Genomic DNA, 13,000 nt, shown 5'->3' with positions numbered 1-13,000 from the left:
TTTCATAAAGGCTATCTCATTTCTTTTTGTATTTTTGCCGCGTCAAAAATCGCATTTTTTTATAATGGCTCAGACCAAGTATATATTCGTTACCGGTGGCGTTACATCGTCATTAGGTAAAGGGATTATTGCAGCTTCCTTGGCAAAATTGCTGCAAGCACGAGGGTATCAAGTTACCATCCAAAAATTAGACCCCTATATTAACGTAGATCCAGGAACGCTAAATCCCTATGAGCATGGCGAATGTTATGTTACAAATGACGGTGCTGAAACCGATTTAGATCTTGGTCATTACGAGCGTTTCTTAAATAGTCCTACCTCACAGGCAAATAATGTGACTACGGGGCGTATTTATCAAAGTGTAATTGAAAAAGAGCGCAAAGGCGAATTTTTAGGAAAAACTGTTCAGGTAATTCCTCATATTACAAATGAGATTAAAGACCGTATTCAAAAACTCGGTAAGTCAGGTAACTACGATATAGTGATCACCGAAATTGGTGGTACTGTCGGTGATATTGAATCGTTACCATACATTGAATCTGTTAGACAGCTTTTATGGGAATTGGGTGAAAATAATGCAATTGTTATACACTTAACCCTGATACCTTTCTTATCTGCTGCAGGGGAGTTAAAAACGAAGCCAACACAACATTCTGTAAAAACCCTCATGGAAAGTGGGGTACAAGCCGATATTTTGGTTTGCAGAACCGAGCATGAATTGTCTGATGATCTTCGACATAAATTGGCATTGTTCTGTAACGTAAAACGTGAAGCAGTTATTCAATCCATCGATGCATCTACAATTTACGATGTTCCTAACTTGATGTTAGAAGAAGGGCTAGACAAGGTAACACTAGAACGACTAAACCTTAAAGGATATAAAGAGCCTGACCTCACACAGTGGAATCAGTTTTTAAAGAGACATAAAAATCCTAAAGACACAGTGACTATTGGTTTGGTTGGTAAGTACGTCGAATTACAGGATTCGTACAAATCGATCTTAGAGGCCTTTATACATGCGGGTGCAGAAAATGAGGTGAAGGTGGTTGTTGAAAGTATTCATTCAGAATATTTAGAAGCATCAAACGCCGAAGAAAAAATAAAACATCTCGATGGGGTTTTAGTAGCTCCAGGATTTGGCGAGCGCGGTATTGAAGGTAAGATCGCCGCTATCAAATATGTACGAGAAAATAACATTCCGTTTTTAGGCATTTGTTTAGGAATGCAGATGGCGGTTATTGAGTATGCCAGAAATGTCCTAGGACTTGACAGAGCAAACTCGACTGAGATGGACCCTGAAACGCCTTATCCAGTAATTGATCTTATGGAGGATCAGAAAAATATTACCAATAAAGGCGGCACAATGCGTTTAGGATCATGGAAGTGCAAGCTTTCTAAAAATAGTAAAGTAGCCTCAATTTATGGTGATGATTTAATTGAAGAACGCCACAGACATCGTTACGAATTTAATGATAGTTTTAAAAATCAATTTACTGATGCAGGAATGATTGCTTCGGGAGTAAACCCAGGAACAAACTTAGTGGAGGTCATTGAATTACCAGCACATGATTGGTTTGTTGGTGTGCAATATCATCCTGAATATAAAAGTACGGTTGCCAATCCACATCCATTATTTGTGGCCTTTGTAAAAGCAAGTTTAGCCTATAAAACAAAAAAATAGTGTGTCACTATGGCATGAATCTCATTTTTGGCTATCATTTTGAGATAGACCTTTTAAGCAAGTACCCTAAGATTAAAAAAACACATGGAAAATAAGAAGTTGGATATTAACTCGATTATTGGTTTCGTACTAATTTTTGGGATTTTAATGTGGATGACCATCAGTAATCAACCGACACAAGAGGAAATTGATGCTGAAAAAGCAAAGCAAGAGCAAGTAGAAGCTGCTAAGAAAGCAGATACTACAAATACAACTAATGTAACAACTGCCACACCAACCGCTGTGGCTGTAGGAGACTCTACTGCAATGGCCGCCGCTCAAGAGAAAGTTGGAGACTTTGCATATGCACTAGGATTGCCTTCTGCAAACGGAGGCGAAACCATTCTTAATAATGAATTAGTAAAACTGGTAGTCTCTAATCAAGGAGGAACGATTAAAGAGGCAAAAATGAACCAGTTCGTTCGTTTTGACTCGCTTCCTGTGTATTTGATTAAGGATGGTAATGCTGATTTCGGAATTACATTTAGAACAAAAAACGGCCGTAAGATCAGAACCCAGGAGATGCCTTTTGAGCCTTCAATGACGAAAAATGGCGAGAATCAAGTCTTGTCAATGAAGCTGAAGGTTGATAACAATCGCTTTTTAGAATATCGGTACGAAATGAAACCAGATGATTATATGGTTGATTTTAGTGTTCGTTCACAGGGACTTGATGGCATTATAGATGGCACTGAGCCTATTGAATTAAATTGGGACCAGAAAATACGTCGTCAAGCAAAAAGTGTAAGCTATGAAAATAGATATACACGATTAACATATCAACATGATGGTGGAAAAATAGATAAACTTGCCCAAACAGGAACTGATGATGAGGTTGAAGAAGCTGTTAGCTGGTTGTCCTATCGTCAATTCTTCTTCAGTAATATTTTATTGACTGATTCACCTTTTAAAACAGCGTCTATCACATCGGAAGATTTGGTGGAAGATGCAACGATTGACACGGTATTTACTAAGAAATATACAACTAAAATCCCATTAGAGTTAAAGGGTAATGAGCTTGCTGAAAACTTAAGTTGGTATTATGGACCAACAGATTATAAAGTTTTAAAAGAGTATGATGCTAATCTTGATGATAGTATTCCTTTTGGCTGGGGTATTTTTGGAATTATTAATAGATATATTTTCTCTCCTTTATATAGTTTGCTAAGCAGTTTCTTGCCGTTTGGTATTGCTATTATAGTTATGACTATTGTAGTTCGCTTATTAATGTCACCTGTTACATATAAATCCTATGTTTCTCAGGCGAAAATGAAAGTATTAAAACCTGAAGTTGCTGAGATTGGTGAAAAGTTTAAGAACGACCCAATGAAAAAGCAACAGGCCACTATGAAGTTGTATAGTAAGGCAGGGGCAAGCCCGATGGCGGGCTGTATTCCAGCATTATTACAATTGCCTGTGTTTTATTCACTGTTCATGTTTTTCCCAACAGCATTTGCGTTAAGACAAAAAAGTTTTTTATGGGCGGAAGATCTTTCATCCTATGACACCATATTCGAATGGACTACTAATATTCCTATTATTTCAAAGTTTTACGGAAATCATGTTAGTTTGTTCCCTATACTAGCTTCAGTAGCGATCTTCTTTTATATGAAAATGACAACTGGTCAGCAAATGGCAAGTCAGCCTACACAAGAGGGTATGCCAGATATGAGTAAGATTATGAAGTATATGATTTATGTATCACCTCTATTCATGTTGATATTTTTCAATAACTACGCAAGTGGATTGAGTTTATACTACTTTGTTTCGAATTTACTAACGATCGGAATTATGTTAGTAATCAAGAAATATATCATTGATGAGGAAAAGATTCATGCTCGTATTCAAGAGAACAAGGCTAAGCCTAAAAAACAAAATAAGTTCCAAAAGCGTATGGCTGATATGATGGAGCAGGCCGAGGCACAACAAAAAGCTAGAAAGAAATAAACGTTTCTATGATAAAACAGAAAGCCGAATACTTCAAAAGAAGTATTCGGCTTTTTTTATTTAGTCTTTTCAATTATATCTCGATACTTTTTTTGATCTCACTATCGTTCAATCAAAAAATACCCGATCTGACATCGTTTAACCTAGTGTCAGATGGAGTGTTTTCCGAGGCACGAAGGAAAATGTATCGAGATCCTTTTTTAGATGCTTACTTACAAGCCTTCAACTTATCAGCAAGAGCTTTTGCCAGATCAGCTGCTTCACTTTTAAAATAAGCTTCAATTTCTGTCATGCTTAAATCTAGAATGCTATTGTCAGCTTCGGTAGTTTCTAAAACATCATCACATTTGGTGGTGCTTAAAATGTTATTAGCACTTTCAATAAATGCCATAATACTTGCATTTTGTTTTTTTACGAAAGCCTCTTTTTGAAGTCGTTCTTTTTGAATTGCTTTCGCTGCCATTTCTTCTTTCAAAGCTTTTTCTTTAGCTTTTAGCGCCTTCTGTTGCTCTTCTAACGCTTTTTGTTGCTCCTGTAATTCAGTTAAACCACTATCGTCAACAGAAACTTCTTCTACAACAGGCCCATTGGCTGCACATTGATCCAGGGCGTCAATTATTTCTTGTGCTAATGTTCTAGATTTTTTCACGTAATAACGTCCATCTTCCCATTTAGCAACATCTGTAGCTTTTGATATTAATTCAACTGCATCGTAGGCTTTGTTGTATGCATCGTTGCATCCACATTTCTCGGCAGCATCTCTTGTTTTTACAAAAGCTTCATACGCCCTTTCGGATGCTTGGGTTAGATGATCTCTGTTATTGCTGTCATAGGCTTTTTTGGCATGCGAATACGCATAAGATGCTTGTGAAGCTGCATCATCACATACTTGTCCTTTGATAAATAATGAGACAGACAGCATTAAAACTGTAGGTAGTAAAGTTTTCATTTTAATAAGTATTGTAAAATTTGGAATTGACAATGTAGGAAAAAATTCCAGATATGACCTATATTAGATACCTATAAGTACACTAAATCGACTAAATGAAGAAGATTTCTATTAACGACTTCCAAGTAACCTCAGAAGTTGACCTAAAAAAAAGATCAACAACCTTTAATCTAGATGAATCTAAGAAAAAGGTTGAAAAAGAACTGGAAGACGTCCGTGAAAAGTTGGGTAAGCTTCAAGATACATTATACGCACATGGTAAATATGCTGTTCTTGTGTGTATTCAAGGAATGGATACTGCAGGAAAAGATAGTTTAATCAGAGAAGTGTTTAAAGATTTTAATAGTCGGGGTGTTGTCGTTCATAGCTTTAAAGTTCCGACTGATCTCGAGCGTTCACACGATTTTTTATGGCGACATTATATCGCCTTGCCCGCTAGAGGTAAATTTTCTGTATTCAATCGCACGCACTACGAGAATGTTTTGGTAACCCGAGTACATCCTGGATACATTTTAGGAGAAAACTTACCTGATGTTCATTCAGTAGATGATGTGAACGATAATTTCTGGGATAAGCGCTTTGAGCAGATTAATAATTTCGAAAAAACCATTACTCAAAACGGAACAATCATCTTTAAATTCTTTCTTCATTTATCAAAAGATGAACAAAAAAATCGCCTTTTAAGAAGATTGGAATTACAAGAGAAAAACTGGAAATTCTCACCAGGTGATTTGAAAGAACGAAAATTGTGGGATAGCTATCAAAGCTGCTATCAAGATGCGATCAATAGAACATCAAAAAAGCACGCCCCATGGTATATTATTCCAGCAGATGATAAACCGACGGCCAGATACATTACCGCTAAAATCATGTACGATCGGCTAAAACAATATAAGGATATAGAAGAGCCCGAATTAGATGATGAGGTAAAACTACGAATCAATGAATTTAAAGATCAACTAAACAATGAATAAATTTTTAGGCGTACTGCTACTATTGTCAAGCTTCTCACTTTTTAGTCAATCAAGTGATGACGAAATTCAAGTTAAAAATATCTATAACACAGCGTTGACTAACGGACATAGTTACCAATGGCTAGATCATTTGTCAAATGAAATAGGTGGACGTTTATCAGGATCGTTGAATGCGGAAAAGGCTGTAAAATATACTAAAGAGCAATTAGAAGAACTCGGATTAGATAAAGTATGGTTACAACCTGTGATGGTTCCAAAATGGGTTCGTGGTCCAAAAGAAGTTGCATATATCGAAGCAGAACCGGGTTCAAAAAATGAAGTGCCAATTTGTGCATTAGGTGGATCTATAGCGACTCCAAAAGAAGGATTGAAAGCCAAGGTAATTGAGGTGCAGTCACTACAACAATTAGATAGTCTTGGGGAAGAACAAATTAAAGGGAAGATCGTTTTTTACAATCGACCAATGCAAGCCGATTTGATCAACACTTTTCGTGCCTATGGTGGTTGTGTTGATCAGCGTTCAGCAGGTGCACGAGAAGCTGCAAAGTATGGAGCAGTAGGTGTCATCGTGCGATCGATGAATTTACGATTAGACGATTATCCACACACAGGTACTATGAGTTATGGAGATTTGCCAAAAAGAAAATGGATTCCTGCTGCAGCGATAAGTACAAATGGCGCCGAACTATTGAGTAAGATGATTAAATGGAATTTAGATACAAAGTTCTATTTCAAGCAACAATGTGAACAATATAAAGATGTAGAATCTCACAATGTAATAGGACAAATAACTGGAAGTGAATTTCCAAATGAAATTATGGTCGTAGGTGGTCATTTAGATTCTTGGGACCTTGGTGATGGAAGTCATGATGATGGTGCAGGAGTAGTGCAGAGTATGGACGTGCTTCGCCTATTAAAAGAAACAGGTTATAAACCTAAAAGGACTATACGAGTTGTGCTGTTTATGAATGAGGAAAACGGACTTCGAGGAGGACGTAAATATGCTGAGGTTGCAAAGCAAAAAGGAGAGCGTCATGTGTTTGCCTTAGAAAGTGATTCGGGAGGATTTAGTCCAAGAGGTTTTTCCTTTGATGCAAGCGATGCTGCTTTTAATCAAGTATTAGCATGGAAACCTTTATTCAAACCCTATCTTATTCACTACTTTGAAAAAGGGGGCAGTGGTGCCGATATTGGACCACTTAAAAATAATGAGATTGCAATGGCAGGTTTAAGACCCGATTCACAGCGGTATTTTGATTACCACCATGCAGCCAATGATACTTTTGATGCAGTAAATAAAAGAGAATTAGAACTTGGAGCGGCTGCAATGACATCACTAATTTATCTTTTTGATAAGTATGGGGTGAAAACACAGCCACAGCCTAAAATTAAAGGCTAGTATCACTTCTTAATATGGGTTTTTTTGAGAAAGTTCGCACCAAAAGTTTTTGGGCCTTTGATGCAGTAAAAGGGGGAGTTGTTCGAAAATATGTTGATGATATTGAAAGCATCTTTAATTCTCAAAATAAGGAAGAAACAAAAGTTGTTGTAAACAATTACTTAGATAGTTTAAAGCAACATGCTACTAGCACAGTTCCTTTCTACAAAAACTACGAAAATGCCGATTTCCTAGAGCTACCTGTAGTTAGCAAAAAACAAATAGTTACAAACTACGATTCGTTTTATTCCAAAGGCTATAATGCTTCAGATTGCGTAGTCAAATCGACAAGTGGTTCTACTGGTGAGCCTTTTAAAGTAAGACAAGACCTCAATAAAGTTAGGCGAAATAATGCGGACACTATCTTTTTTTCAAAGTTGGTAGGATACAATATTGGGTATCCATTGTATTTTATTCGTTTTTGGGATGTTTCACTTAGAAAAAGCGGAGTGGATGCGTTTCTGCAAAACATTAAACCTTATGAAATAATTGGATTGAATGAGGCTTTGATAAGTGAATTTTGCCGAGATATTAGTAAAAAAGATAAGACTAAAAAATCGATTTTAGCATATTCTTCAGGCTTCGATAAACTCGTCAACTACTTGGAAGATTCAGAGAAAAAATATGATTTTAGCCAAGTATCTTCTTTAATTGCCATGTCCGAAGCATTATCGGATACAACAAAGAAAAAGGCTGCCCATTTTTTCAATGTCCCTATTGTATCTCGTTACTCAAATACAGAAAATGGGATAATAGCACAGCAATTACATCATCCGGACTTTCCAAATAGATTTTATATCAACACTGCGAGCTATTATGTTGAAATAGTTCATTTAGAAAATGATAAACCTGCAGATCATGGAACAGTTGGCAGAATTGTAGTAACAGATCTTTTTAACTATGCGATGCCATTAATACGTTATGACACAGGCGACTTAGGAGTAATGAATGTGGATGAGCACGGGACACCATTTCTTGAGAGAATTGAGGGAAGAATAATGGATGCTATTTTTAATACAAAAGGTGATTTGGTATCATCTTTTATACCTACACATCTTGAAGAGTATCCTGGAATTATTGAATATCAATTTGACCAAATATCAGAAAAGGGATATGCAATATTTTTGGTAATCAATAATAAATTTAAAGCGGAGCAAGACATTTTGGACTATATGAAGACTCACTTCGGTCAGGATGCTAATATCCAGATTAACTATATTGACTCCATTCCCTTACTGTCTTCAGGTAAGCGTAAAAAAGTGTTGAATACTTTTAAAAATCCTATCGATTAAAACTTAAAAAGGGAAATGCAATAGTGTATTTTTACAGTGTAAAATTCCTGCTGTGTCACTAACCAATTACACCAAAGAATTCGCCTATAATTGGAAATTAGCAGCTCCCGTAATGCTGGGGATGCTAGGGCATACTTTTGTGCAATTTGTAGATAATATCATGGTGGGACAATTAGGTACTGCAGAACTTGCTGCCGTCTCCTTGGGTAACAGCTTTATGTTTATCGCTATGTCTATTGGTATTGGTTTTTCCACTGCAATCACACCTTTAATAGCCGAGGCAGATTCTTCTAAGAACTTTGAAGCAGGAAAGTCGGCCTTTAAGCATGGTCTTTTCTTATGTACTGTTTTAGGTATCGTACTTTTTCTAATGGTATTTTTTGCCAAGCCGATTATGTATTTAATGAAACAACCTGAAGAAGTAGTAGAATTGGCTATTCCGTATCTTGATCTCGTTGCATTTTCACTGATACCACTAATCATTTTTCAAGCATTCAAACAATTTAGCGACGGTTTGTCAATGACTACATTGCCAATGATTGCTACGCTTATTGCCAATGTGGTCAATGTTATTTTAAACTACCTATTGATCTTTGGTAAGTTTGGTTTTCCTGAAATGGGAATTGTTGGGGCAGCAATTGGTACGTTAGCATCTCGCCTAGTAATGGTTATTTTTATTTGGGGGTTGCTTGCAAAACGGGAAAAGTCAAAAAGATTTGTAACCAATATCAAGTTCTTCACTTTAGCCAAGAGTATGCTTAAAAAAGTAATAAGCTTGGGTGCGCCTAGTGCAATGCAAATGTTTTTTGAGGTAGCCATATTTACATCAGCAATTTGGTTATCGGGTATTTTGGGGAAAAATCCGCAAGCTGCTAACCAAATAGCACTTAACTTATCTTCAATGACTTTTATGGTGGCAATGGGTATGAGTGTAGCTTCTATGATTCGTGTTGGTAATCAAAAGGGGCTGCAGAATTTTAAGGAACTAAGACGTATTGCCTTTTCTATTTTCTTGCTTACAATAATGATTATGACGGTATTTGCAACCACTTTCTTATTGTTTAATGAAGTGTTGCCGACCGTTTATGTCGATCTAAATGATTCTGATAATTTTGCTGATAATACTGAAGTAATGGCAATTGCTGCCCAACTGTTATTAGCAGCAGCAGTATTCCAGCTATCAGACGGAATTCAAGTTGTAGTTTTAGGTGCATTAAGAGGGTTGCAAGATGTCAAAATACCAACTTTAATAACCTTTATAGCCTATTGGTTGGTTGGTTTTCCCGTAATGTACTATTTAGGATTGCACACAGAATATAAAAGTACAGGAATCTGGATAGGATTGCTAGCCGGACTCACCACAGCGGCAATATTTTTGTATATTCGATTTGATCATTTAACGAAGCGATTGATCGGAACAAAGAATAAAACTTAATGGAACTACCAAAATTCATACTAGGCGATAATACCGATTTTCCAGATGCAATTTTTGTGATTCATACTGATTTCCCAAGATTCATTATCAATCTAGAAAATGATGAAGTCGAGTGGCTAGAGGATTTTGATAAAGAGGATCAAAAAGAATTAGAAACCGAAGCTGAGAACATGATTCAACAGGCAACTGATTTTTATGATCGCGAGGTTGCAAGATATGATGAATAGCGGTTATGGAAGAGCTTATTAATTATGATCAACAACTTTTCCTTTTCCTAAATAGTCTTGGAACCGAAACTTGGGATGGTTTTTGGATGTTTATTACTGATAAACTAAGCTCGATTCCACTTTATTTAGTTTTACTTTTCTTCTCATACAAGAAACTTGGTTTAAAACCGACATTATTATTACTTGTCTTTGTTGCATTGATGATAACGGCTAGCGATCAACTTTCTAATGCTTTTAAAAATGGATTTGCTCGCTTACGACCTTGTCATGATGAGGCGATTTTTAGCCAGATGCGATTGGTTAAATCTTACTGTGGTGGTAAATTCGGTTACTTCTCGGCGCATGCTTCTAATTCATTTGCCGTGGCAACTTTCTTTGCCTTATTATTGAAAGGGTCTAATAAATGGTGGCCTGCTTTTTTGTTAATTTGGGCATTATCTGTTGCTTATAGCCGAATTTATATAGGAGTTCATTATCCACTAGATGTTATCACCGGAATGAGTTTTGGGATGTTGTTTGGTTGGGGATTTTATAAACTGTTTACTTTGACCTCTAAGCGGCTTATTCGAAATTAAGTGCTTTGCGAAATCGCTCAATCTGAAAGTTGTTGAAATTGGAAATTCGAGCTTGAAATTTTCTATTTGGAATTTTTGGTAAATACCCCAAGATTAAGCGGATTGATAAAAATCAACAAGAAAATAACTCCAAAAGCCAATTCATACACTTCCCATTTTCTATCAGAAGGAATTGATAATACTGCAGCGGTACTAATTAAAAATGCAATGGTATGAGGCCACTTGGGAATAGGCACTGCAAAGCGGTTAGCCAGATCCTTAAACCAGTTTGCTTTTCGGTATAAAACTGGGCAGATAATCAGGTAAATAACCAATATCAAGGTTAATAACTGACTAAAAATAAGCTTGTTTACTTTCTTACCACCAACTACCATATTATGCAAGTTGGTTTCTCCTTGTGCATTATTCTCTTTAAAGAATTCACTTGATTCTACCCCGAAAATGCGCTGACCCCAGCTTATTTCTTCACCTGCACCAAAAATAAAAAGTATGGCAAATAGAGCAGTACCAATAATCCAAAAGGCTTTCTTATTTTTTGCCAAGGTAAAAAGACGATAAAGACATAAAACTGATATACCGATAAGCATAAGAGCAGTTAAATATTCAACAAGACCGTCTTCAACTGTAAAAACTGAATTAAAGTAGTTTTCGTCAGTAAAACCAAAATAGAGGCCTAGCACAAAAACGATCAGTAAAAAACTGAATCCGAAGATTTCTAATTTTGATAGTTTAGCTTTCAATATGATCGGGTTTAATTTTTTCTAATTATTTGATAGCAAAAATAGTTCTTAAAAGCTATTTAAGCTTCTTATATTCATCTAATAGTTTAGCTGCTGCACTAAAAGGTGAAACCAGACCTTCTTTAACTTTCTGTAGCAGTTCATCTAATAAATTTTGGATGTTTTTACGCTGATAAAAATTAGACTTCAAATGGTGTTCTATGGTTTGAATAAGCCAGTATTTGTTTTGCTCTTTGCGGTTGGCTTCGAAATAGTTGTTGGCTTTTGTTTGTGAAACATAGTCCGATATCATTTCCCAAACAGTGTCTATGCCTTTATTTTCTATTGCAGAACAGGTAGCTGTTTTTGCAATCCATTCAGATGCTTTTGGCGGATATAAATGTAGCGCGCGTTGGAATTCTGTTTTAGCCATTTTTGCGCGTTTCACGTTATCCTTATCCGCTTTATTAATGATAATCGCATCAGCCATTTCAATAATCCCACGTTTAATACCTTGCAATTCATCACCCGCTCCAGCCAATTTCAATAATAAAAAGAAATCGACCATACTGTGCACCGCCGTTTCTGATTGCCCTACACCAACTGTTTCAATTAAAATAGTATCAAAACCAGCTGCTTCACAAAGAATAATACTCTCCCTTGTTTTTTTGGCAACACCGCCTAAGGAATCTCCAGAAGGGGAAGGCCTAATAAATGCGTTTTTGTTTTTAACGAGATCCTCCATTCTTGTTTTATCACCAAGAATACTGCCTTTAGAAATGCTACTACTAGGATCAACAGCTAGTACAGCAACCTTTTTGTTAAGAGAGGTCAAATGGTTACCAAAAGCCTCAATAAATGTACTTTTTCCAACCCCGGGAACACCAGTAATGCCAATTCTAACAGATTTATTGGCATGAGGTAAGCAATACTCAATTAGCTGCTCAGCTTGTTGTTGATGATTTGAATTTTCACTTTCTACCAAGGTAATGCCGCGACTTAAAGCAGTAATATTCCCTTGAATAAGTTGTTGTCCTAATGTGTTAATATCAATTTGCTGCCTTCTCTTTTTCTTTATTGTAGAAGAAGCACTTGAGTTCATACTTTGAGGTTGTTCAACCCCATCTTTTTCGCTTAAAGCGGATTTATTTTTGTTATTGCTATCCAATTTAATTATTGAAAGGGAACACTAATTTTGGTCTGATCCCAAGAAAGCGTCATTGCTTGTGGATTCTCTTCAAATGAAATAGTGAATTGTTCTACTTCTGGCACCTGTTGTACAGGAACAGTGATCTTTAAAACATCTGATTCTGGTTTTCTAGAGGCAACTCCACCAAATGAAACGCCCCAACCGTATAGTTCACTATTAAAAATAACCTGCCAGCTACTTAAACCTGGTTTGGTCCATAAGGTATACTTTCCTTTGGGTAAGGTCTCGCCATTAAAACTAAGATCATTTTTGGTTTCAAAAGTTGTGGCTTCGTTTGCGCCAGTTCTCCATACTTCATCAAGAGGTATGAGTCCACCGAAAATTTCCCGACCTTTTTTATACGGCCTACAATAAAAAACTTCGATGTTATTGTTGTTTTTGGTATAGGTGATTGTCTCTTCAGGACTATGTTTTTTGGTACTACTTTTCATGATTGGCACAAATACGAAGAAGAACAGTAAGGTCAAAATACCAAGTATTAATGCCGTCCAAACGATAAATTTTTTCATTTTTT

At 36.4% G+C, this 13,000-nt stretch carries 12 protein-coding genes; 8 read left to right on the top strand and 4 right to left on the bottom strand.

Annotated elements, in window-relative coordinates; genetic code table 11:
• The first annotated feature begins 64 nt into the window (after positions 1 to 64).
• The gene (locus GWK10_RS02425; RefSeq protein ID WP_164029301.1) at positions 65 to 1,681 is read left to right on the top strand and encodes a CTP synthase; all 1,617 of its coding nucleotides are present in this window, start codon (positions 65 to 67) and stop codon (positions 1,679 to 1,681) included.
• A gap of 84 nt (positions 1,682 to 1,765) precedes the next feature.
• A complete protein-coding gene (gene yidC, locus GWK10_RS02420; protein WP_164029300.1) occupies positions 1,766 to 3,667 on the top strand; it encodes a membrane protein insertase YidC in 1,902 nt (633 codons plus the stop codon).
• Between the two features lie 208 nt (positions 3,668 to 3,875).
• Here yidC and GWK10_RS02415 read toward each other — a convergent pair whose 3' ends face one another.
• Complete coding sequence (locus GWK10_RS02415; RefSeq protein ID WP_164029299.1) at positions 3,876 to 4,616, bottom strand: hypothetical protein; 741 nt, start codon at positions 4,614 to 4,616, stop codon at positions 3,876 to 3,878.
• Between the two features lie 95 nt (positions 4,617 to 4,711).
• Between GWK10_RS02415 and GWK10_RS02410 the strand changes: the two genes are divergently transcribed.
• The 6 genes from GWK10_RS02410 to GWK10_RS02385 are packed head-to-tail and all read left to right on the top strand — an operon-like array spanning position 4,712 to position 10,557.
• A complete protein-coding gene (locus GWK10_RS02410; RefSeq protein ID WP_164029298.1) occupies positions 4,712 to 5,590 on the top strand; it encodes a PPK2 family polyphosphate kinase in 879 nt (292 codons plus the stop codon).
• Positions 5,583 to 6,989: a M20/M25/M40 family metallo-hydrolase gene (locus tag GWK10_RS02405; protein WP_164029297.1), complete on the top strand. Its 1,407-nt coding sequence runs from the start codon at positions 5,583 to 5,585 to the stop codon at positions 6,987 to 6,989. The genes GWK10_RS02410 and GWK10_RS02405 overlap by 8 nt, the downstream gene beginning before the upstream one ends.
• A 14-nt stretch (positions 6,990 to 7,003) precedes the next feature.
• Positions 7,004 to 8,320 carry a phenylacetate--CoA ligase family protein gene (locus GWK10_RS02400; protein ID WP_164029296.1) on the top strand — a complete coding sequence of 439 codons (1,317 nt, stop codon included), beginning with the start codon at positions 7,004 to 7,006 and terminating at the stop codon, positions 8,318 to 8,320.
• A gap of 52 nt (positions 8,321 to 8,372) precedes the next feature.
• Positions 8,373 to 9,755 (top strand): MATE family efflux transporter, encoded by a 1,383-nt coding sequence (locus GWK10_RS02395; RefSeq protein ID WP_317164664.1) that lies wholly within the window; start codon positions 8,373 to 8,375, stop codon positions 9,753 to 9,755.
• Entirely contained in the window at positions 9,755 to 9,982 is a 228-nt protein-coding gene (locus GWK10_RS02390; protein WP_164029295.1) for a hypothetical protein, read from the top strand. Before GWK10_RS02395 ends, GWK10_RS02390 begins: the two co-directional genes overlap by 1 nt.
• A 5-nt stretch (positions 9,983 to 9,987) precedes the next feature.
• Positions 9,988 to 10,557, top strand: a complete 570-nt coding sequence (locus GWK10_RS02385; RefSeq protein ID WP_164029294.1) for a phosphatase PAP2 family protein — start codon at positions 9,988 to 9,990, stop codon at positions 10,555 to 10,557.
• 62 nt (positions 10,558 to 10,619) lie between these two features.
• On the opposite strand, the gene GWK10_RS02380 is transcribed toward GWK10_RS02385, so the two are convergent.
• Genes GWK10_RS02380 through GWK10_RS02370 form a run of 3 tightly spaced genes read right to left on the bottom strand, consistent with a single transcriptional unit; the run spans position 10,620 to position 12,995 of the window.
• Positions 10,620 to 11,297 carry a hypothetical protein gene (locus tag GWK10_RS02380; protein ID WP_164029293.1) on the bottom strand — a complete coding sequence of 226 codons (678 nt, stop codon included), beginning with the start codon at positions 11,295 to 11,297 and terminating at the stop codon, positions 10,620 to 10,622.
• Between the two features lie 55 nt (positions 11,298 to 11,352).
• On the bottom strand, positions 11,353 to 12,444 hold the full coding sequence (meaB, locus tag GWK10_RS02375; RefSeq protein WP_394351623.1) for a methylmalonyl Co-A mutase-associated GTPase MeaB: 1,092 nt from the start codon (positions 12,442 to 12,444) through the stop codon (positions 11,353 to 11,355).
• A 5-nt stretch (positions 12,445 to 12,449) separates the two neighbouring features.
• Positions 12,450 to 12,995 carry a DUF2911 domain-containing protein gene (locus GWK10_RS02370; RefSeq protein ID WP_164029292.1) on the bottom strand — a complete coding sequence of 182 codons (546 nt, stop codon included), beginning with the start codon at positions 12,993 to 12,995 and terminating at the stop codon, positions 12,450 to 12,452.
• Positions 12,996 to 13,000 lie beyond the last annotated feature (5 nt).

The sequence above is a fragment of the Spongiivirga citrea genome, from assembly GCF_010671565.1.
Classification (GTDB): Bacteria; Bacteroidota; Bacteroidia; order Flavobacteriales; family Flavobacteriaceae; genus Spongiivirga; species Spongiivirga citrea.
This window is presented reverse-complemented; position numbering and strand designations above follow the sequence as displayed.